Origin of the sequence: Arthrobacter sp. GAS37 (genome assembly GCF_044908325.1) — a bacterium.
GTDB lineage: Bacteria > Actinomycetota > Actinomycetes > Actinomycetales > Micrococcaceae > Arthrobacter > Arthrobacter ramosus.
This window is the reverse complement of sequence record NZ_JBIYDB010000004.1, coordinates 118,310-137,857: the sequence shown is the minus strand read 5'-3', so window position 1 is coordinate 137,857 and position 19,548 is coordinate 118,310. Positions and strand designations below refer to the sequence as shown.

The 19,548-nt window shown below is 64.6% G+C and carries 22 protein-coding genes and 1 riboswitch; of the genes, 14 read left to right on the top strand and 8 right to left on the bottom strand.

Features of this window, described 5'->3' with window-relative positions:
* Positions 1–316: 316 nt before the first annotated feature.
* On the bottom strand, positions 317–3,250 hold the full coding sequence (locus tag ABH924_RS05660) for a hypothetical protein (protein WP_404497598.1): 2,934 nt from the start codon (positions 3,248–3,250) through the stop codon (positions 317–319).
* A gap of 445 nt (positions 3,251–3,695) precedes the next feature.
* Positions 3,696–4,064 carry a hypothetical protein gene (locus ABH924_RS05655; protein WP_404497597.1) on the bottom strand — a complete coding sequence of 123 codons (369 nt, stop codon included), beginning with the start codon at positions 4,062–4,064 and terminating at the stop codon, positions 3,696–3,698.
* Here ABH924_RS05655 and ABH924_RS05650 point away from each other — a divergent pair.
* Positions 4,051–4,302, top strand: coding sequence for a hypothetical protein (locus tag ABH924_RS05650; RefSeq protein WP_404497596.1), 252 nt, complete (start codon positions 4,051–4,053; stop codon positions 4,300–4,302). The genes ABH924_RS05655 and ABH924_RS05650 overlap by 14 nt on opposite strands.
* Here the strand turns inward: ABH924_RS05650 and ABH924_RS05645 are convergent.
* Positions 4,274–5,191: a hypothetical protein gene (locus ABH924_RS05645; protein WP_404497595.1), complete on the bottom strand. Its 918-nt coding sequence runs from the start codon at positions 5,189–5,191 to the stop codon at positions 4,274–4,276. The two genes, ABH924_RS05650 and ABH924_RS05645, sit on opposite strands and share 29 nt — an antisense overlap.
* 59 nt (positions 5,192–5,250) lie before the next feature.
* Positions 5,251–5,430, bottom strand: coding sequence for a hypothetical protein (locus ABH924_RS05640; RefSeq protein ID WP_404497594.1), 180 nt, complete (start codon positions 5,428–5,430; stop codon positions 5,251–5,253).
* 309 nt (positions 5,431–5,739) lie between these two features.
* On the opposite strand from ABH924_RS05640, the gene ABH924_RS05635 reads away from it, so the two are divergent.
* From ABH924_RS05635 to ABH924_RS05600, 8 genes are all read left to right on the top strand, one after another.
* Entirely contained in the window at positions 5,740–6,132 is a 393-nt protein-coding gene (locus ABH924_RS05635; RefSeq protein WP_234748847.1) for a hypothetical protein, read from the top strand.
* Between the two features lie 418 nt (positions 6,133–6,550).
* Positions 6,551–7,546 (top strand): 1,2-phenylacetyl-CoA epoxidase subunit PaaA, encoded by a 996-nt coding sequence (gene paaA / locus ABH924_RS05630; protein WP_404497592.1) that lies wholly within the window; start codon positions 6,551–6,553, stop codon positions 7,544–7,546.
* Positions 7,543–7,851 (top strand): 1,2-phenylacetyl-CoA epoxidase subunit PaaB, encoded by a 309-nt coding sequence (paaB, locus tag ABH924_RS05625; RefSeq protein WP_404497591.1) that lies wholly within the window; start codon positions 7,543–7,545, stop codon positions 7,849–7,851. Before paaA ends, paaB begins: the two co-directional genes overlap by 4 nt.
* Entirely contained in the window at positions 7,848–8,786 is a 939-nt protein-coding gene (gene paaC / locus ABH924_RS05620) for a 1,2-phenylacetyl-CoA epoxidase subunit PaaC (RefSeq protein WP_404497589.1), read from the top strand. The genes paaB and paaC overlap by 4 nt, the downstream gene beginning before the upstream one ends.
* A gap of 11 nt (positions 8,787–8,797) precedes the next feature.
* Positions 8,798–9,337 (top strand): 1,2-phenylacetyl-CoA epoxidase subunit PaaD, encoded by a 540-nt coding sequence (paaD, locus tag ABH924_RS05615; RefSeq protein WP_404497587.1) that lies wholly within the window; start codon positions 8,798–8,800, stop codon positions 9,335–9,337.
* A 10-nt stretch (positions 9,338–9,347) separates the two neighbouring features.
* Positions 9,348–10,583 carry a 1,2-phenylacetyl-CoA epoxidase subunit PaaE gene (paaE, locus tag ABH924_RS05610; RefSeq protein ID WP_404497586.1) on the top strand — a complete coding sequence of 412 codons (1,236 nt, stop codon included), beginning with the start codon at positions 9,348–9,350 and terminating at the stop codon, positions 10,581–10,583.
* A gap of 11 nt (positions 10,584–10,594) precedes the next feature.
* On the top strand, positions 10,595–11,374 hold the full coding sequence (locus tag ABH924_RS05605) for an enoyl-CoA hydratase/isomerase family protein (protein ID WP_404497585.1): 780 nt from the start codon (positions 10,595–10,597) through the stop codon (positions 11,372–11,374).
* Positions 11,375–11,402: 28 nt separating this feature from the next.
* Entirely contained in the window at positions 11,403–12,044 is a 642-nt protein-coding gene (locus ABH924_RS05600) for a cation diffusion facilitator family transporter (protein ID WP_404497583.1), read from the top strand.
* Between the two features lie 122 nt (positions 12,045–12,166).
* Here ABH924_RS05600 and ABH924_RS05595 read toward each other — a convergent pair whose 3' ends face one another.
* Both ABH924_RS05595 and ABH924_RS05590 read right to left on the bottom strand, forming a co-directional pair.
* Positions 12,167–13,606, bottom strand: coding sequence for an HNH endonuclease (locus ABH924_RS05595; RefSeq protein WP_404497581.1), 1,440 nt, complete (start codon positions 13,604–13,606; stop codon positions 12,167–12,169).
* A 112-nt stretch (positions 13,607–13,718) separates the two neighbouring features.
* On the bottom strand, positions 13,719–14,234 hold the full coding sequence (locus ABH924_RS05590) for a DUF2127 domain-containing protein (protein WP_234748859.1): 516 nt from the start codon (positions 14,232–14,234) through the stop codon (positions 13,719–13,721).
* 217 nt (positions 14,235–14,451) lie between these two features.
* Between ABH924_RS05590 and ABH924_RS05585 the strand changes: the two genes are divergently transcribed.
* Genes ABH924_RS05585 through ABH924_RS05570 form a run of 4 tightly spaced genes read left to right on the top strand, consistent with a single transcriptional unit; the run spans position 14,452 to position 16,485 of the window.
* A complete protein-coding gene (locus ABH924_RS05585; RefSeq protein ID WP_404497579.1) occupies positions 14,452–15,285 on the top strand; it encodes an ABC transporter ATP-binding protein in 834 nt (277 codons plus the stop codon).
* Positions 15,282–16,091: an ABC transporter permease gene (locus ABH924_RS05580; protein ID WP_404497577.1), complete on the top strand. Its 810-nt coding sequence runs from the start codon at positions 15,282–15,284 to the stop codon at positions 16,089–16,091. The genes ABH924_RS05585 and ABH924_RS05580 overlap by 4 nt, the downstream gene beginning before the upstream one ends.
* Positions 16,088–16,270 carry a hypothetical protein gene (locus tag ABH924_RS05575; protein WP_404497575.1) on the top strand — a complete coding sequence of 61 codons (183 nt, stop codon included), beginning with the start codon at positions 16,088–16,090 and terminating at the stop codon, positions 16,268–16,270. Before ABH924_RS05580 ends, ABH924_RS05575 begins: the two co-directional genes overlap by 4 nt.
* A gap of 5 nt (positions 16,271–16,275) precedes the next feature.
* A complete protein-coding gene (locus ABH924_RS05570; protein ID WP_404497574.1) occupies positions 16,276–16,485 on the top strand; it encodes a hypothetical protein in 210 nt (69 codons plus the stop codon).
* Positions 16,486–16,572: 87 nt separating this feature from the next.
* Here the strand turns inward: ABH924_RS05570 and ABH924_RS05565 are convergent, their stop codons facing one another.
* Together ABH924_RS05565 and ABH924_RS05560 are read right to left on the bottom strand one after the other, a co-directional pair.
* Positions 16,573–17,037, bottom strand: coding sequence for a peptidase (locus ABH924_RS05565; RefSeq protein WP_404497572.1), 465 nt, complete (start codon positions 17,035–17,037; stop codon positions 16,573–16,575).
* Complete coding sequence (locus tag ABH924_RS05560) at positions 17,034–17,399, bottom strand: ArsR/SmtB family transcription factor (protein ID WP_404497570.1); 366 nt, start codon at positions 17,397–17,399, stop codon at positions 17,034–17,036. Before ABH924_RS05560 ends, ABH924_RS05565 begins: the two co-directional genes overlap by 4 nt.
* A 47-nt stretch (positions 17,400–17,446) precedes the next feature.
* Positions 17,447–17,618, top strand: a riboswitch (M-box (ykoK) riboswitch).
* A gap of 249 nt (positions 17,619–17,867) precedes the next feature.
* On the opposite strand from ABH924_RS05560, the gene ABH924_RS05555 reads away from it, so the two are divergent.
* On the top strand, positions 17,868–19,529 hold the full coding sequence (locus ABH924_RS05555) for an NRAMP family divalent metal transporter (RefSeq protein WP_404497568.1): 1,662 nt from the start codon (positions 17,868–17,870) through the stop codon (positions 19,527–19,529).
* Positions 19,530–19,548: the final 19 nt, after the last annotated feature.

Genomic DNA, 19,548 nt, shown 5'->3' with positions numbered 1-19,548 from the left:
TGTAAGCCAGGTCCTGCCGATCCAAGGAACCACGACTTGGGTTAGTCCAGCCCGTCAGGTCATATCATTCCTGGAGGGTTTGGCTGGCTGCAGTCGGACGCGGGAAAGTGCGGGGTGACAGTTTCAATCCGCGACTCGCTGTCGGAGCGCGGGAACCTTCCGGCCGGTGGGGCCAGAAACCGGGGCCGGAAATAGTTGACTGGCCACCCCTCGGTCGCGGCTGCTCGACCGGCTGCTTCAGGCGTCGAACACAGTGCAATCGAAGTACGTGGCGATCCGGCGTGTCAGGCGCGTGCGGTGCGCGTCCCGAACCGTGCTACGGGAGGTAGAGCGTCAACTCGCGGGCAGGACCGGTGTAGTTGATCATCACCGCGCGCCTTTTGAGGAAATCCGCCAGCGTGTCGACATACACGCGCGGCAACTGGAAGTCGCCGATGGGTACCGGCTTGAGCTCCGCCTTCTGATTCATTTCCAGGAGCTGGTCCCGGTTGTACGGCTTGCCTTGCCGATCCTTCATCCCGGACCACCCGGCCCCTTGGATACTTTGCAGGAAGTGTTCGATGCGGCCGTCCGGGCGCACCGTGCCGCAATGATCGCGGGCGATCTTCACGATTGTGTCAGGCGGCAGGGTGTACCCGTTCTGGATGTCGGCCAAAAGCTTCGTTTCCGTGGTGTGGACAATCGTCCGGGGCCCGACGGGCGGGTCCGAGTCGCGCCAATCAACTGCCTTTTTGTCCTTGGCATGGTTTTTGACGAAGACCGGATGGTCCCAGCAGAAGACGGCGGCTTCGGGCTGCTTCCCGATCTGGATCTGGCCATCGGCTTGGGAGTTCCCTTGGACCATGAGTTGCAGGAGAACTTTGGAGTTCTGCCGATCGAGCAGACATGCGTCGTCGTCCCAGCAACGCTTCTGGTGGTCGTAGGCGTAGAAGGGTTGCGGATTCCCTGTGGCATCGGCAAACAGCAGGCGGCCGCTGGTATCGATACTGAGGGGCTGGACGGAGAACGGCCCCGGACCTGGCGCGGTGTCGGGGGCGTAATGGAGGGCAAGAGACCATTCCGCACCCGTCAGGGTTGTGTCGGGGCCGAGCCGGTCCCCGGTGGCGAGTTCGCCGGTGGCACTGTTCTCCAGGCTGACCACGATGTGGCTGGTGAACAGTCTCTCCGTCTCCGGGCAGCTGCTCGGGCGGGGCAAGGAGGACGGGTTCGGGTCGATGATGATCCTGCAGGGGTCCAGCCTGATGACGGCGGGCTGGATCTGGTCCGGCGGGACCTGCGGTAAGTGCTCCCGGCAGGCCCGGTAGTGCTGGGCGGCCATCCAGTCGAAGGCGCCACTGGTGGATTCCTGCCCGAAACCGTAACCGGTCGGCCGGACGTTGAAGGTCACCGGGTAGCCGCCCTGCGGGCTCGCACCCAGTCTCTGCATGGCGGGGTCGTCCCGGAGGTGGAATAGGCACCTCAGGGTCACGCCCTGGCGCCGTTTGGCCGCGTCCGCGGGCCGCGCCACGGGGTGGCCGGCGATGTCCAGCCCGCGCGGGTCCTGGGTCAGTGCGAAGTAGTCGTCCAGGCGCAGGGGCTCCCCGCCGGGGATGTCCGCCGCGTACGGGATCTGCAGGATCTCCAGACCGCCCGGGTAGGGGGCTTCCTGGCCAAAAAGGAACAGTGCGGGATCCACCCGGATGCGGGTGCTTCCGTCGGCGAGGCCGCGGGGGCCGGGGTCGGCCCACAGTTCGAGCCGAGGGCCCGCGCCGATCGCCTGGACCTGCACGCCAGGACTGGTGACATTCGGGACCACCCGGGTCTCTCGCGTCCTGGTGTTGCGCAGTACGACGTCGAGCACCGCCCAGACGGTGAGCGCGTGGCTCTGGTCGCTCCACTGGGCCGTGATCACGACCTGGGTGTGCGGGGGCGGGGCCGGCTGGATCCGTGCGACCGGGATTGGGTTGAGGAAGGAGGTGTGCCCGTCCGCGAAGGAGTACCGCATGCTCGGCACGTAGTTCTCAGCGACGACAATCTGCTCCCACTGCCTGGGTTCGGAGAGCGCCCTGAAGGGTTGCGGGGTGTCCACGCGGACGAGCTGCCACTCCGGGGGGCTGACCGTGATGTCGTACTCTGCGAACATCAGATCGACACCGTCGGCCCAGATGTGGACGTCGTTGTAGCTGTACAGTCCGCGGGTCCGGACGGAGGGGCTCACCCGCACGGTGACACCCACCCGCGGAGGGTCCTGTGGGCGCCAGGTCGGTACCGGCTGCGGTCTTGGCCGAACCGTGGGTCGTGCCTGTGACGGGCCGGAGGCGGCCTTAATACGGCCCCGGTGGCGCAGAAGGATGACGGTCCCGAGGGCTCCGGCGATGGCCAGTGCCGATCCCGCCACCAATGGTGCCACGTTTCCTGCCTGTCCGCCTGCGGCATCCCGGGCGAAGGGCACGCTCTGCGGCAAGGCACTGATGTTGTTCTGCGTGTCCCGGGCGACGACACTCACTTGGTGGGATCCGACTGCGACGTTGTCCAGCGAAAGTTCGGCGCCGGTGACCCCGGACTGGGGCTGACCGTCGAGCGACCAGTCATAGACGATCTGCGCGTCCGGGGCCTGGTCGGTGACCGACGCGGTGCAGAGGACCTGCCCGGCGTCCTGCAGGGAGTTGGTGTCGCATGCCAGCCCGGCGGTGAGTGCGGGCGGGACCGGGGTCGTGGATGGGACGGCGTTCGGGCAGCGCGGGGGCGGGATCGCACTGAGGATCGTGTCGGTTTGGCCGGCGATCTGGTACATCGTGTCGGTCGGCAGGGTCCGGGTGCTCGAGTCGGGATTCACCACGTACCCGGCGTTGGTGTAGACGGCGTAGCAGCCGATGCTGAACACCAACGCCGGAACCGCCCCTGTTGAGCCGCCGCCGAACTCCTCTCCGGCCTCGCCGTACGTCGTCTCGGGACGCGCCGGATCCGAGCTGTCGGCGCCCGGTGCCGTGGCGTAGGCGCGGGCCTCGTCGGCGCTGGCAAAGACGCTCACCACGATTGCCCCACCTTGCGAATACCCTCCGGCGGGTGCCGGATCGGTGGGGTAGATGCGCTTTGAACAGGCGTTGCCGGGCTGGGCAGGCACGGTGGTGGGCGCCCCCGGGAGCGCCGGAGGTAGAGCCGACGGCATCAGCGTGCATAGATCATTCGGATCCGGGGCAGCGACCGCCTGCGGCACACCGCCCGTGTAAAGCAGGACCAGCGCGGCCATTGCGCCGAGGTAAGCAGCCACACGCCTCCGCAACCGCAGACTGCGGGCAAGCTCCTCCCCGGATCCGGTCCGGGATGGTCCTTCCAGATGGACTTGGCGGGCAGTGCGGCGGACATTCATGGAACGACCCGTTCCAGCTGAGAGCAGCGCTAGATCGTACCGGCCCGCCAGAGTGCCGCCCTGTTCCTGACCGCCGTACCATGTACATCAGTACAATTCCGCACCTGCGAACAAACCGCGATGTGTGATGGCGCCACAATTTTATCTCGACGCCCCGGAACCTGCCAGCGTGCGCGTGATCATTTAGGGGTCGCCGTAGTACTCGCCGAAAATCGGGCGGATATGCCCCGCTACATCTCCTCTGGGGGGCAGCTTTAGGAGTGCTAGGCCATTGGCGACTCTTCTATATCTGTCAAGGCGGCGAGTTGACTCATGGAAAACCTCCGCGTAGCCGGGGTTGAGGCGGTCATTTCGGGAAGAGCTGCGCGTTGATCGAGGCCGACGCCACAACACCCTCGAGCGTCGCCTGCGCCGCGCTCCAGCCCGACGAAGGCGCCTCCAGCGTCATCAGATAGGCCTCGTTGGGAGCGACCGTGATGGCCACGATCTCGACGGTTTCGCCCTCGTTGGGGGTGGCCGACGTCGTGTAGCGCAGCACTGGAACCTGGTCGTACTGGCCGAAGGTCTGCTGGGTGGCCGTCGGGGCGAACAGCGCGCCCTTGTCGAGGTTGGCGATCAGCGTGTCGGCCGTGGGCGCCGCCGTGTTCGGCACCGCGGTCAGCCGCGGCCCGGCCGGGGTCTGGGCAGTCAGGTCCGCTTCCGTGTCGGCAAGCACGATCCCGCCGGGAGTGGGCAGTACCCGGTTCGCCCACCCCGCCGGCGGGGTCAGGGTGAGCCCGGCGCTGTGGGGTGGCTGTGGCGGCGGCGTCACCTGGGAAGAGGGCGGCGACGCCTGTGAAGAGCTCGGGGAGCTGGGGCCGGGCCCCACGCAGGCGGCAAGCGCAACGGACGCTGCCGCGAAGGCGACCAGGACCCGGCGCGGCGTCACGACGGCGCTCCCTTGGTTACATTGAAGTCCCGCTGCACGAGGAAGGCCGTCAGGCGCCGGGCCGCCAACAGCGCTGATGCTCGGGCGGCAGGATCCGGGTCGGTGACCCCATTGTAAGCCATGCGCAGGATGATGGGCATGCATGCCCGGACGCCCGGGAACGTGGGGCCCCCGCCCGAGCCGTCCTGCGAAGCCAGCACCCCGGCCTTGAAGACCAGGTCGCCGAGGTAGGGGTCGATTGTCTTCGGGAAGAGCTTTTGGAAGTCGTCATGTATCGCTAAGCCGCCGTCACGGGACAGATCCGCGATAGTGACTCCCGTGCCGCCGTTCAGGGCTTCGAGGATGGCCTGCTCTGCCTCGGCCGCGGTCAGGGTGGTCGACGTGGGCGAGCTGGTGGGCGTCGCGGTGGCTCCGGCGCAGTCCTTGGTCGGACCGCCGGTAGCGGTCCACGTGGCGTGGCTGGACGGATCGGCGACATCGTGGGTCGTCCCGGTCAGCGTCCCGGCCGAGATGGTGGCCTCATACTCGCCTTCGAGGGTGGAGCCGTCAGCACGCTTGGCGTTCCACACCACGATGACGTCGACGTGGTCGCCGGTAACGTTGCCGGTGAAGTTCCCGCTGAGGCTGGCGTCGCCAGCGGTGCCGCTCACCTGGTTGCCGCTCTGTTGGAAGGTGAAGGCCAGGGTCCGGGAGCCGCCCTGGACCGTCGCCCAGGTACCGCTGATGTCCCAGCAGGGCGTGGCCGCAGCAACCGGGGAAGCGGTACTGAGGAAGCACAGCAGGACGGCCAGCACAGACAAGGCGGCGAAAACCTTCGGGGCGGCCCGACTTGCCATCGATGGGCCGGATGCAGATTCGCGTAACGAGACGTGGAGGGGAGTTCCTGCCATGGCGTCGGCCTTTCCGACGGTCATCCGGCGAGGATGTCGGATTTCCTGGCGTCAGAGTACATCCGTCAACGCCAGGAAATCAATCACAAGGGCGTCGTGGATAGGACGTGGAGGGTGTTCAGAGTCCGGTAGAGGTAGCGTTTGAGGCAGCGCGGATCTCGCGTCGGGTCTTGCTGCGCGATCAAGGCGTTCACGTTCGCGGTCCGTTCGACCTTCATCTGGTCCTGCGCCGCCACCAGCACGCGTAGGGCGGCGCGTGGCAACCGACACCAACCCTGCCAGCCAGTCCCAGACCAGACACATCTAGACTCACAGGATATTTCACTAATTCAGAGCCGCCCCTGTAAGCCAGCCCCCGGACCGGGTAACCGCTCGCCGTGCAAGTAGCCGGGCGGGCAAAGTAGAGTACCCACTACTCGTGACCCGCCCTGGAACCAACAGGTTGAATGGAACCCAGTTGGTCTCAAGCGCAGTTCCTGGTCTCTGGGGGTTATCCGTATGTGTGTTTCCTGCAATCCTGTCGCGTCCTTTCCGCGTCCCACAGCGACGGAGGCAGTCCGTTGAGCGCCGGGATGGAATCCGCTTCCATGTTCGCGGGGTCGCTGCCCGGGCTGATCCTGATGGACCTGGGCCAAGCAATGGTGGTGGTTTGCCTGTGTTTCGATATGGTTCGTGCCCTGTCCGTGCCGCGTTCGCATCGGCGCTTTGTGGCCAGCACCATCTTCAGGACCCTGGCGGTGCCGTCGATTCTCGTCATGGGCGTCAGCGTGCTGGCTAAGGCAATCCAATGGTCTTGGATGGATGTGGCCATGGGCGTCCTCGTGATGGTGATGATCATCTTCCGCTGGCACCACGACAAGGATGAGGACAACTGGTGGAAGGGCAAAGGCAAGAAGCTGGCCCGCTGGGCGCGGAAGCAACTGGCCCCACCGCCCGTCTTGACCCCGGCGTCGGCGTCGGCCTGAGCGCCAATCCCCCCGACGCTCGCTCACCTTTGGGGTGTTTTCGGCCGACGCTCGCTCAGATGATCTGAGCGAGCGTTCCGGCTTTTGGCCTTATATCTGAGCGAGCGTCCCGGTAGATGTGCCGGAACGGTCTCCTGGCGCCCGACGGCGGCCGGCCCGTTGCGCTGTCGTCTCGCCTTTGTGCCGTTCCCCCGTCAGACGCTCGCTCACAAACAAGCCCTCCCGGCCAGACGCTCGCTCAGATGATCTGAGCGAGCGTTCCGGCTTTTGGCCATATATCTGAGCGAGCGTTTCGGCTTTTGGCCATATATGTGAGCGAGCGTCCCGTCGACGCCGCCCCCGCCAGCCCGGACGCTTGACGCATCTCGCGCCTTCCGCATATTCTGAACGAACGGTCGGTAAATATTTAGGAGCAACCATGGCATCGCAGAATCTGCAGTCTGTGCCCGCTGAGCTGTCCCCCGAAGAGCTTGAGCGGGAACAGGCCGGTCAGGCGTACTTTGACCGCATCATCTCCGAGGACTCGCGCATCGAACCCCGCGACTGGATGCCGGAGGCCTACCGCAAGACCCTGCTCCGCCAGATCTCGCAGCATGCGCACTCGGAGATCATCGGCATGCAGCCGGAAGCCAACTGGATCTCCAGGGCTCCGAGCCTCAAGCGCAAGGCCATCCTCATGGCGAAGGTGCAGGACGAGGCGGGTCATGGTCTTTACCTCTACTCGGCCGCGGAAACCCTCGGCCAAAGCAGGGACAAGATGACCAGCGACTTGATCGCCGGCAAGGCCCGCTACTCGTCCATCTTCAACTACCCCGCGATTTCCTGGGCGGATATGGGCGCAATCGGCTGGCTGGTGGACGGTGCCGCGATCTGCAACCAGGTTCCCCTGTGCCGTGCTTCCTACGGCCCCTATGGACGCGCAATGGTGCGCATCTGCAAGGAAGAGTCGTTCCACCAGCGCCAGGGTTTCGAGATCCTCCTCGAACTGTCCAACGGCACGCCTGCCCAGAAACAGATGGCCCAAGACGCCGTCAACCGCTGGTACGCGCCGGCGCTGATGATGTTCGGCCCGCCGGACGACGATTCACCCAACTCCAAGCAGTCCATGGCCTGGAACATCAAGCGGTTCAGCAACGATGAGCTCCGCAGCCGCTTCGTCGGCATGATGGTGGAGCAGGTCAAGGTCCTGGGCCTCACGCTCCCGGACAAGGACGTCCGTTTCAACGAAGAAACCAAGAAATGGGAGCACGGCCCCCTGGACTGGAACGAGTTCAAAAACGTTCTCGCCGGAAAGGGTCCCTGCAACGCGCAGCGGCTTGAGCGCCGCCGTGAAGCGCACGACGACGGCGCCTGGGTCCGCGAAGCGGCCGCCGAGTACGCCCGCAAGCAAGCAGAGAAGGAATACGCAGCATGAGCACCCCAGCCAACGAACCCCACGAGACTCCCTGGAGCCTCTGGGAAGTCTTCGTCCGCTCCAGCCGCGGCCTGTCCCACGTCCACGCCGGATCCTTGCACGCACCTGACGCGGCAATGGCGCTGCGCAACGCCCGTGACCTGTACACCCGTCGCAACGAAGGCGTGTCCATCTGGGTGGTTCCGGCCGATGCTATTTCCTCGAGCGACCCGGATTCCAAGGGCTCCTTCTTCGAGTCTCCGCAGGGCAAGGACTACCGCCACGCGACGTACTACACCAAGAGCGAAGGCGTGAAGCACCTGTGAGCACGCCAGAAACAAGCAACCCGGACTTCGCCATCGAGGGCCACGGCGACATCTCCGTCGGCGTCAGGGGAGCAGGTGCCTCAGGAGACGGTTCCGCAAGCGCCACGCGCATCACCCCCGGGAACGCCCTGCGTCCCGAGGACATCGCCCTCGAGATCCGCAAGGGACAAGTCAAACCCACAAACGACGTCGCGGAATACGCTTTGCGCATCGGCGACGACGGCCTGATCCTGGCCCAGCGCCTGGGTCACTGGATTTCCCGCGCCCCCGAGCTTGAGGAAGACGTCGCCCTGGGCAACATCGCGCTCGACCAGCTCGGCCACGCCCGTTCCTTCCTCACCTACGCCGGTGCGGCATGGGACAAGTCCGAGGACGATCTGGCGTACTTCCGCCGGGAGCACGAGTTCCGTTCCGCCCACCTTTTCGAACAGCCGAACGGTGACTTCGCCGTCACCATCGCCCGGCAGTTCATCGTGAGCTACTACCAGTTCGAACTCTACAAGCGGCTGACCGGATCCACGGATGCCACCATCGCGGCCATCGCCGCGAAGGCACTCAAAGAGGTCGACTACCACCGCGACCACAGCGCCCAATGGGTCCTCAGGCTTGCCGGCGGCACGGAAGAGTCCCGCCGTCGTATCGTCCAGGCTTTCAAGCTCGTCTGGCCGTACGTCGAAGAGCTCTTCGAAGATGACGAGCTCACGGCCCGCCTCGCGGAAAGCGGAGCAGGCGTGCAGCCCTCCAGCCTCCGCGCGGACTTCGACCAGCTCACGGGCGAGATCCTGAGCGAAGCCGGCCTCGATGAGGAACTCAATCTCGAACGTATCCCGCAATCCTTGGGTGGCGGCCGCCAGGGCAAGCATTCCGAGCACTTGGGTTACCTGCTCGCAGAGATGCAGGTGCTTGCCCGCGAACATCCCGGTGCAAGCTGGTGACCGTGGTGGACATGTTCCTTCAAGAGACCCCAACCCAGACCAAGCAAACCGCCGAGCACAAGGCTTGGGGGATTGCTGCCACGGTCTGCGATCCGGAGATTCCCGTTCTCACCATTGAGGATCTGGGGATCCTCCGGAACGTGGCACTGTTCGACGACGGCGGGCTGGTCCCCGCGGTCCAGGTCACCATCACGCCGACGTACTCGGGCTGCCCCGCGATGGACGCCATCCGCGACGACCTCAAGACCGCGTTCCACAAAGAGGGATACCCGAGCGTCTACGTCGAGCTCATCCTGGCTCCGGCCTGGACCACCGACTGGATGACCGAGCACGGCAAGGCAAAGCTGCAGGAATACGGCATCGCACCTCCAAGTGGCAGGGCAGCCGCCGGTGGCCACGCCGGCAAAGTCCGCCTGAGCCTTGCCGTGAAATGCCCCCAGTGTTCTTCGCTGAACACCAAGGAACTTACCCGCTTTGGTTCCACGTCCTGCAAGGCGCTCTTCGTCTGCCAGGACTGCAAGGAACCGTTCGACTACTTCAAAGTCCTGTAAGGAATCCGACATGCCCGTTGTCCGCCAGACCGCAGCCGAACAAGCGCAGGCCACCGGCCGCCGTCGTGCGTCTTTTCATTCCCTCAGTGTTTCGGAAGTCCGCCGCCTGACTGAAGACGCCATCGAGGTGACGTTCGATGTTCCGGCGGAGCTCGCCGGCCAGTACGACTATCTTCCCGGCCAGTACGTAGCCCTGCGGACCACGCTTCCTGATGAGAGCGGCGAGCCGCACGAGGTCCGCCGCAGCTACTCCATCTGCGCAGAGCCGCGCAGCTTCGCCGACGGCAGCAGCGAGATCCGCGTGGCCATCAAGAAGGACCTGGGCGGCATCTTCTCCACATGGGCGAATGCGGAACTCAAGGCCGGCGACACGCTGGACGTCATGAGCCCCATGGGCGCGTTCATTTCCAAGCATGGCAAGGACGGCAAGACAGTCCAGCAGAACGTCATGAACTCCATGAACAATCCGCAGGAGATGGCCAGCGAGCTCTCGGACGCCGGTTCCTTCGTGGCCATTGCCGCCGGCTCGGGCATCACCCCGGTGATCGCGATCGCCCGCACCCTGCTGGCCGCGAACCCGGAAACGCGCTTCGACCTGATCTACGCCAACAAGGCCGCCATGGACGTCATGTTCCTCGAGGAACTGGCGGACCTGAAGGACAAGTACCCCTCGCGCCTGGCGCTCCACCACGTGTTGTCGCGCGAGCAGCGCATCGCACCCCTCATGACGGGACGCATCGACGCCGAGAAGCTCCAGCAACTGCTGGGCACCGCCATCCACGCGCAGGACGTGGACGAATGGTTCCTGTGCGGTCCGTTCGAGCTGGTCCAGCTGTGCCGGGATACCCTCGCTGCGCGTGGCGTTGAGCCCGAGCACGTCCGCTTTGAACTCTTCACCACCGGCCGCCCGGACCGCCCCGAGGGCAACGCCGGCCGACCCGTTGTGGAGGACGAGTCGAAGGACACGTACAAGATCACCTTCAAGCTGGATGGTTTGACCGGCGATGTCGCCAGCCCCACCCACGCGCGGGAATCAATTCTGAATGCTGCTTTGCGCGTCCGCCCGGACGTTCCGTTCGCGTGCGCCGGTGGCGTCTGCGGCACGTGCCGCGCCAAACTGGTCTCGGGGACGGTCAGCATGGACGAGAATTACGCCTTGGAGCAGGATGAGTTGGACAAGGGCTACGTGCTGACGTGCCAGTCCCACCCCACGAGTGAATCCGTCACGGTCGATTTCGACGTCTAAGGAATATACGAATGATCGAGCTCTCCATCGCCAACGGCATCGCCGAAATTGTCCTCAATGCCCCGGAAAAGCTGAACTCGCTTGATGAGGCAGCGCTTGCGGAACTGGATAAAGCGTACGACGACGCCGCTGCCGCCGCCTCCCGCGGGATGGTGCGGGCGCTGCTTCTGCGCGGAGAGGGCCGCGCCTTTTGCGCGGGACGCGACATTGCCGGCGTGACGCCGGAGAGCGACGACGCGAAGGCGTACTTGAACGGGCTCGTGGAGCCGCTGCTCAAGAAGATGGCAGCCTTCCCAGCCCCGACGTTCGCGGCAGCGCACGGCGCGTGCCTCGGCGTCGGGCTCGGCCTGTTGCTCGCCACGGACGTGGTGTACGTGGCGGAGAACGCCAAATTCGGGTCACCGTTCGCCAAGCTGGGCGCCACCTTGGACTCGGGCGGGCACTGGTACTTCACGGAGCGACTGGGCATGCACCGGACCTTGGACCTCATCTACACCGCGGACCTGATCAGCGGCGCCGAGGCCGTGGCACAGGGAATGTTCAGCCGGGTCATGCCTGATAATGCTCTGCTGGAGGCCACGCGGATCATCGTGGAGCGGGTCGCGGCTGGTGCGACCGGTGCGTTCACGGCAAGCAAGGAGCTCGTGGCCCATATCCGCGATCAGCGCCTTGGTTTGTGGGCCGCCATGTCCGAAGAGAACGACGAGCAGGCGCGGCTCTGCAAGACCGAGGACTACGCGGAAGGTTTCCGGGCGTTCCAGGAGAAGCGGGCACCGGTCTTCAAGGGGTAGCAGGCTCCCTGATCGATACCCTGAAGGGGTGACTCGTACCCGTCGGCTGAGCGTCGTCCTGATTTTGAACCTGGCGCTGGTGGCCGGGTTGCTTGTTGTGGGAATCTCGGCGAACTCGCTGGGCGTGCTCGCTGAGGGCGCGGACTACCTGGCCGATGCTGCAGCCATCGGGGTGTCCTTGTTGGCCGTCCGGGTGTCCAAGCTGGCCCCGACCCCTCAGCGTCCGCAGGGATATCCGATGGCCACCACGTGGGCCGCAGGGGTCAATGCTGGCTGGTTGCTCATCTTGAGCGTCGCGATTCTGGTGGGCGCGGCTGGACGCCTCCTCACCGGTACGAGTGAGGTTCACGGACTGCCGGTGCTCATTGTCAGTGGGATTGCTGCGGTCGTGATGTTCGCGGGTGCCCTCATCCTCGGCGGTGACGGCGACAACAAAGCCAGGGGCGATCTGAACATGCGTGCCGTCCTTCTTGATACCGCCGGCGATGCCGCGGCTGCGGCCGGAGTCGCACTGGCCGGTGCCGTCATCTACGTGACGAAAGGCCTTTATTGGCTTGATCCTGTGGTCGCGGCGATCATTGCCGTTGTGGTGGGATATCACGCGGTCCGCTTGCTCATCGAAATCTTCCAGGCCCTGCGAGCGCATCGGCGCAAAGCCGCGCGGCCGTGAGCGTCCCGGGTGCCGAGCGACTTGCTTCGGATCAGCGGGCCCGTAATCCGATCAAGAGCCACAGACCGCCGTCGATGACCAGATCCGGGGTGGGCCCCGAAGGATTCTTGCTTTTTCACGATTCAAGCGGCCTGGAGTTCCGTGAGATGGGCGTATTTCAGCGCCTTGGCTTGGTTGCGTAGTCGCCGCCGGTGGCGCCTGGAACGCGCGGGTTCAATTTCTGGCTCGCGGGCGCATGGTAGGGGCGGGGCTGTGGATCGGTAGGTATGTCCGGTGGGGGTGCGGATTTCAACGACGTGGCGTGTTGTTGCTGACCGGGTTCGTGCTGCCCAGCCGGTGAGTTCTTTGGTGTGGTTGCAGGCTTCGCACAGGCCAGCCCCGTTGGCCAGGCTGGTGGGTCCTTCGTCGTGCCAGGGGATGATGTGGTCGAAATGCCTGATCGGTGCGTCGCAGTAGGGGGTGCGGCAGGTGTCGTCGCGGGCCTGGATGAAGCGCCGCATGCCTGCCGGGAACAGCCGCGCCCTCGAATCGGCGGCGATAAGGTCCCCGGTCCCAGGGGCGGTGAAGAGACGCCGGAGCCAGAGCTTGAGTTCTTGACCGCCCTCAGGGTCGCCGGTGAGCAGTGTCCTGGCCCAGGCCGCGGGGACGATCCCGTAGCCGGGCAGGCGGGCCGGTTCGGCCTCGCCTTGGAAAAGGGTGCGGTCGGTCATGACGAGCTGGACTTCCACCCCGCTGATCCCGGCGGGGGTGCCGGTGGTGCGTTCGACGAGGGTGTCGGCCATGATCTGGCTCCGGCTCCGGGTCTCTCCGGAGGAGTGGAGGGTGTCGGCGTGCCGGGACAGGGCCGCGTGCACGGCCACGCCTTGGGCGACCGGGAGGAGGGCGGTCAGGTAGGTCATGGTGTCCGGTGCCGGGCGGAGGCTGACGTGCCGTTCGGTGGCGGCGTGGCTGGCGCGCTGCGTGACGGAGCGGGGGTCCCGCCGGTAGGCCGCGGTCCGGGCCGCGGCGATGATGGCCTTGTCGCCGGCGCCGTCGAAGACTCCCGTGTCGGCGGCGAGTTCCTCGTCCACCGCGCAGCGGTCTTCGGCGCTCAGGCAGGCGGTTTCCTTCACCAGCAGGGTTGCCCGCCATTCGTTGAGCTGTCCGGTGTCGAGGGCGGTGAGGGTGTGCGGCATTTCGGTGACGAGGGCTTTGGCGAGTCCGTGGAGCCGGGATCCGCGGGCGGGGGACTCCCGCCGGGCCAACGCGATTTGGGCTCCGACACCGCGTCCCTGCTCCTCGGCCGGGACGCCCAGCTCTTTCTCGGCGCTGCGTTGGGCGGCATCGAACGCGACCGTGATCCTCGCCTGCAAAGCCGCGGCGGCGGACTTCAGATCCTCCAGGGCACGCAACTGGTTTATCAGTTCAGCACTGTCGGCGCCTGGCCGGAGTGAGTTCACGGCACCGATCAGATCCTCCACATGAAGGCACGGCACCTGGACGCCCGGCACGGCAGCCTCCGGACCGGCGCCGCCGGAAGGCGCGCCTGCTCCGATCAGCTGTGTTCCTCGGTTTCCGTCCATAACCAAAGCATCCCAGGGACCCCCGACATTATTAGGCCGGAGAACCTCTTCCCGCGCAAAAGCAGGATAATCGGTAGGACTTTTCGGGAATGTCCGACGGCGAGCGGGTGCCTCAGTCGGCCGGCCGGGATGTGGCGGAGGGCTGTTGATTTCGTGCCCGGTGGAGCCGGTATTCGCGGGCGGTGATCCAGACGATGAAGATGTCGAAGGCTGTCAGGAGGACAAGGCCCCAGGAGAAGGCGACGGCGATCCGGTAGCCCTGGTAAAGGATGAAGACAAGCAGGAACGCGATCATCCACGGGTAGGCCCAGAGCTTGTCCTTCAGGACGGCCCAGACAAGGACGATTTTCACCAAGCCGTGCAGGAGTAGGTAGATCGCGCCGAACAGCGTCGCCGAACCTGAGAGGTTGGAGCTCAGATGCACCAAGCTGTTCGCCAGGAAGTCGTGCGGATCCTGGGCGAGCTCGTGCTGGGTGAGGAACCGGACCAGATCTCCGATTTGTTGGGGCGTCACCACCAAAAGAAGCACGCCGCCGATCAGTTCTAGAACACCGTCGAGGCCTTTCAGGACGAGGCTCACCCGAAATGTCCGGTCGAGCAGCGTTGTTCCAGCCGGTTTCGTTCTCATGGCACTTCCCTTCGGTACCTCAAGATACATTCTTTCTTATGTGGACACTGCGGGACCTCATTGCGCGGGACCGTCCATTCCCCGAAAGGAACTATTTCCATGAATCGCACGGATGTAGACCATGCCCCTCTCCTCTGATCCCGCAGGAGTCTTCGCAATTGAAACACATGGCCTGAGCAAGCACTTTGGCAGGCATACCGCCGTCGATGACCTGACCATGCGCGTGCCTGCGGGAGCCATCGCAGGTTTTATCGGTCCCAATGGGGCAGGCAAGACGACCACCATTCGCCTGCTCCTGGGGCTGGTGCGACCGGATGCGGGCAGCGCCACGGTTCTGGGCCACTCTCTCACCCAATTCGAGCGCTACCTGCCGCGCGTCGGGGCACTGGTCGAAGCGCCGGCGTTCTATCCGGGCCTTTCCGGGCGGACCAATCTGGAGGTGCTCGCCCGCCTTGGAGGCCATCCCGGTTCCCGCGTGAACGAACTGCTGGAGGTGGTGGGACTCTCCGATCGGGCGCGTGATCGGGTCGGAACGTATTCTCTAGGTATGAAGCAGCGCCTTGGGGTGGCGATGGCCCTGCTGCCCGATCCGGAGCTGCTCATTCTCGACGAGCCAGCCAATGGCCTTGATCCCCTCGGCATCATCGAGATACGCGAGATGCTGCGCCGTTTGGCCGGCCAAGGGAAAACCATCCTGCTCAGCAGCCACTTACTCGGTGAGTTGGAACAGCTCACTGACTGGCTGATCATGCTCAATCAGGGGAAAGCCCTGTTCTGCGGGCCGGCCCGGGACCTGCTGGCCCAACGCGTCGAGGTAGTGGTCGAAGCCCAGGACGCGGTCCAGCTGGATCTGGTGGCCGGGATCGCGGGCGAGGCCGGCTACGCGGCCACACGGGAGGACCACGTCTTGCGCATCGCCTGTTCTGCCGGTTTTGCCGAGACCTTGAACCGGCAGGCCAGAGAAGCCGGCGCGGCGGACCTGGCCATCCGAGTAAGGGAAGCCAGCCTCGAGCAGCTGTTCCTGGCTTTGCTGAAAGGAGACCGCTCATGATTTCCGTGCTCCGTGGGTTTGGCAGCGAACTGCTCAAGTTCCACCGCTGGAGTGTTTTGGCGGTTGCGGGGGTGATGCTGGTGGTGAGCACCTTTATCGCTTATCTGACGTTCCACCAGATCGCATCTGGAGCCACCGGCCGTGAGATGACCGGCCTGATTGCTGCGTTCCCCACACCTCAGGGATTGGTTTCGATCATTGGCCAGGCCCGTTCCCTGATCATTGCCATCGCGCTGGTGATGGTGACAGCCAACCTCGCCGCGGAATGGTCCCAAGGGACGCTGCGCAACCTGTTGGTTTGTGAGCCGCGCCGCCTGCGGTGGTTGGCGGGCAAAATGCTGGCGCTGGTGCTTTTTGTGCTGCTCTCGATGCTGCTCACCCTGCTCATCAGCGGCACATTCATCCTTGTCGTTGCTCAAGGCCAGGGGATTCAGACGGCTGCGTGGACCTCTCCGGAGGGGCTGCAGGTCTTTTTGGCGTTCTTGGGTAATGAGGCGCTGTGCCTCATCGGGGTGAGCGCTCTGGGCATGGTCATCGCCGTGCTCACCCGTTCGGTCGCGGCCGGCGTCGGGATCGCCCTGGCCTACATCCTGGTGGTCGAAGGCATCATCGCGGTGGTTTTGCCGCAGGTCACCCAATGGTTCCCAGGCCGGGTGTTCAACACCATTGTGGGTGCGACGGTGCCCTTGGTGGGTCCGACCCCTCCCCAAGGCTATCCGGCGGCCCTGGGAGCAGCCCTGCTGTGGACTCTCGGCTTTGCGGCAGTAAGCGCCGTAGTGTTCCCACGCCAGGACATCAAAGCGTGACAGAAGGGAACACGCGACGTCCGCGAGGTGAGCCCTCCGGCGTCGTCGGCAACGAGCGCCTGACCGCGCTGATAGGGGCCGTGGTGCTGGTGCTGTCGGTGGCCGAGATTGCCACCGTTCCGACCCTGGGCAGCCTGATCGTGGCGCACTTCTTCGTTGGCCTGCCCCCGACATCCTGATCCGCGTGCACATTGTCAGCTTCCTAATCTGGCTTGCCACCCTCGCAGTGCACGTCTTCGCATACGTGAGGCTGGCGGCGATCGCTGCGGTGGTGCTTCTGCCGACTGCCGCACCATGGGAGGGGTGGCGTGGTCAGGCCGTGACCGGATCTGGGGTCCTCGCCGTTGCAGTGAGCATCGGGACCGCGGTCGCGGTGATGCTCAAGCGCCGCTAGAGGGAGAAGCAAGGCCGCAGGCGCATGTGTTTTAAAGACACAGCGGATGCGCTGGCGGGAAGAACTCCTATAAAGCGTCCGACTAATTCAGACGTCCCTGAGCCCGACGCCTGAGTCATCGAGGCAGGGCGAACGTTTTCCGGCTGGGGCGCCGATGGATCTGCGGCAGACGCAAGGGTGTCCCGTGACGGCCGGCATAGATAACCAGATGAACCGTTCCATTTTGTTGTAGTTGCCGAAGTGCAATACGGCGCCGTCCAGCTTCGGTGCGAGATCACGGCTGACGCTGAGGGCAATTTCCTGTGTGTCGTTCCGGATGATGGACTCTGGGCCGGGCCCTTCCGCAAGGAGGCAACGAAGGTATTTTTTGGGCTCAGTACGGGAAAAGTAGAGCCCTTGTTTGCGGCAGCCACCGTGGCCCTGGTAGCAGTACAGGGACCCGCCGAAGTCTTCGATCATCATCGCCGCTTCCGCGGTGACGGTGAAGGTGCCGTGGCCGGGGATCCGGGCCGTGACGCCGGTGAGGCTCACCATGGCACGCTGCTGACTCAAACTTCATCCAGCACGTCGGCGTGGTGGTGACGGGGTGTTCCGTCAAGGGAGTGCTCGGCCTGGAAGATCGCATCGGTAACGAGTTGGCGGACGTGCTCGTTCGCAAGGCGGTAGAACACGCGGGTCCCCTCTTGCCTTGTGGTCACGACGCGCCCGAGGCGCATTCGGGCAAGGTGTTGGGATACCGCTGCCTGGGATTTATGGACCAGTTCCGCCAGCTGGTTGACGGGCAACTCGCCGTCGCGCAGCGCAAGAATGATCCGGACCCGGGTGGCGTCGGCGAGCATCGCAAACACCTCGACAGCTAGCTCGACGTACTGGCTGTCCGGCTCACGTCCGCACACAGCGTTATCTGCATCCATGCTTATATTGTTTCATACGGATACAATGGGGTATATATATTGAGCAAGGTGCCGTTCGTTAGCTGAGGCTCCTTCGCGGAAACATGCCAGCGACCCCCAACGTCGAGAGACGCCCCGGGTCAGGACAGGCCGCCCCGGCATTAAGGGGTGGCCCCGATTGGCTCCCGGAATGCCGGGTTCACGCCGCGAAGTGCCAAAGGTCTTACGAGGAGGGGCAACCGCCGGGTGGGATGCCCGGCCTCCTCCCTGGCTGTGCAAAGCGCCGATTGGAGGTGGTCACCGAATGAGTGATGATCATAAACGATCCAACGGTGCCGCCTCGACGCGGCACTGAATCCAGCTTCTGACGCGGGTTAAGCCTGCGCTTTTTCCCCCCACTAGTCGCCCGCGACTCCACCCTTCTGGCCTGAGTGCAGTGCGCTCCGCATGCCACAGGTGGATGTCTTCATGTCCCGGGAAGGACACCCCATGACCACTAACATCCCCACGGGTCCGCAGCCCACAATGCCTGCGGCGCACAAGGCACCGGCATCCCTTGATAGCGCGCACATCGGCGACATCAAGGGCGCCTTCGGCACCATCAAGGTTGATCAGGAAGGTTCCAGCAGCGGTTGGAAGGCCAAACTGAAGACTCTCCTCGCCGTCGTCGGTCCCGGCCTCATCGTGATGGTCGGAGACAACGACGCCGGAGCGTTCGGCACCTACACGCAGGCCGGCCAGAACTACGGCACGTCCCTGCTGTGGACGCTCCTGCTGTTGGTTCCCGTGCTCTATGTCAACCAGGAAATGGTGCTCAGGCTCGGTATCGTCACCGGCGTCGGGCACGCCCGCCTCATTCTGGAACGGTTCGGCAAGTTCTGGGGCGCGTTCAGCGTGATCGACTTGTTCATCCTGAACGCCTTGACGATCGTGACGGAATTTATCGGTATCAGCCTCGGCCTTGACTACCTGGGCATCCCGAAAGTCATCGGCGTCCTCGTAGCGGCCGCCATCATCATCGGGGCAGCCTCCACGGGATCCTTCAAGCGTTTCGAACGTGTCTGCATGATCCTCGTGGCAGGATCCCTGTTGCTGGTTCCGATCATCGTGATGGTGCACCCAGGCCTGGGCCAGGTAGCCCACGACTTCGTGGTTCCCGGTGTTCCTGCTGGTTCGGATCTGTCAACAGTGACGCTGCTCATCATCGGAATCGTCGGCACCACCATTGCGCCCTGGCAGTTGTTCTTCCAGCAGTCCTACCTGATTGACAAGCGCATCACTCCGCGTTTCATCAACTACGAAAAGGCTGATCTCTGGATCGGTATCGCCATCGTCATCGTCGGCGCGGCGGCCATCATGGGATTCACGGCCGCGACGTTCGCCAGCCAGCCCGAATTCGGAAACTTCACCGACGCCGGAGGCGTGGCTGAGGGCCTTGGTAAGTACGTTGGAAAGACCGCTGGCGTGCTCTTCGCCGTCGCGCTGATTGACGCTTCGATCATCGGTGCCGCAGCCGTGGGTCTGTCCACCTCGTATGCGCTCGGCGATGTCCTTGGTCTGAAGCACTCCCTGCATCGCAAGTTTTCCGATGCCAAGGGTTTCTACGCCGTCTTCGCCGGCATCTTGCTGATTTCGGCCATTGTTGTTCTGATTCCGGGAGCGCCCCTGGGTTTGCTGACCGTGGGAGTCCAGGTGCTTGCTGGCGTTCTGCTGCCATCCGCCACCGTGTTCCTGCTGTTGCTGTGCAACGACAAGCAAGTGCTCGGGCCATGGGTCAACGGCAAATTCCTGAACATTTTCACCGCGTTCATCATCGGCATCCTCGTGATCCTGTCCCTGGTCCTGACTTCCAGCGTCCTGTTCCCGGACATGACCGGGGGAACCATTGTCGCGATCATCTTCATCGGGGGCGGGGCCTGCCTGTTCGGCTGCATCGCCTACGTGATCTACCGCGCCGTCCGGCCCGGCCCAGCCAGGGAAGCCGTCAGCCACGCCGAGCGCCGCGAATGGAGAATGCCCCCGTTGACTCTCCTAGCGGCACCGAAACTCTCCACCGCGCGAAGGGCCGGGCTCACGGTCCTGCGCGCCTACCTCCTGATCGCGATGATCCTGGTCATCGTCCGTGTGGTCCAGCTGGCTATTGGCGGCTGAACGCCCAGGGCGTAGATTC

Bases quoted from the DNA above. Each gene is read 5' to 3' on its own strand.
- ABH924_RS05605 (WP_404497585.1), top strand. From the start codon at position 10,595: ATGATCGAGCTCTCCATCGCCAACGGCATCGCCGAAATTGTCCTCAAT.
- ABH924_RS05590 (WP_234748859.1), bottom strand. From the start codon at position 14,234: ATGAGAACGAAACCGGCTGGAACAACGCTGCTCGACCGGACATTTCGG.
- ABH924_RS05555 (WP_404497568.1), top strand. From the start codon at position 17,868: ATGACCACTAACATCCCCACGGGTCCGCAGCCCACAATGCCTGCGGCG.
- ABH924_RS05595 (WP_404497581.1), bottom strand. From the start codon at position 13,606: ATGGACGGAAACCGAGGAACACAGCTGATCGGAGCAGGCGCGCCTTCC.
- paaA (WP_404497592.1), top strand. From the start codon at position 6,551: ATGGCATCGCAGAATCTGCAGTCTGTGCCCGCTGAGCTGTCCCCCGAA.
- ABH924_RS05580 (WP_404497577.1), top strand. From the start codon at position 15,282: ATGATTTCCGTGCTCCGTGGGTTTGGCAGCGAACTGCTCAAGTTCCAC.
- ABH924_RS05560 (WP_404497570.1), bottom strand. From the start codon at position 17,399: ATGGATGCAGATAACGCTGTGTGCGGACGTGAGCCGGACAGCCAGTAC.
- paaE (WP_404497586.1), top strand. From the start codon at position 9,348: ATGCCCGTTGTCCGCCAGACCGCAGCCGAACAAGCGCAGGCCACCGGC.
- paaD (WP_404497587.1), top strand. From the start codon at position 8,798: ATGTTCCTTCAAGAGACCCCAACCCAGACCAAGCAAACCGCCGAGCAC.
- ABH924_RS05635 (WP_234748847.1), top strand. From the start codon at position 5,740: ATGGAATCCGCTTCCATGTTCGCGGGGTCGCTGCCCGGGCTGATCCTG.
- ABH924_RS05645 (WP_404497595.1), bottom strand. From the start codon at position 5,191: ATGACCGTCGGAAAGGCCGACGCCATGGCAGGAACTCCCCTCCACGTC.
- paaB (WP_404497591.1), top strand. From the start codon at position 7,543: ATGAGCACCCCAGCCAACGAACCCCACGAGACTCCCTGGAGCCTCTGG.
- ABH924_RS05585 (WP_404497579.1), top strand. From the start codon at position 14,452: ATGCGCGTGCCTGCGGGAGCCATCGCAGGTTTTATCGGTCCCAATGGG.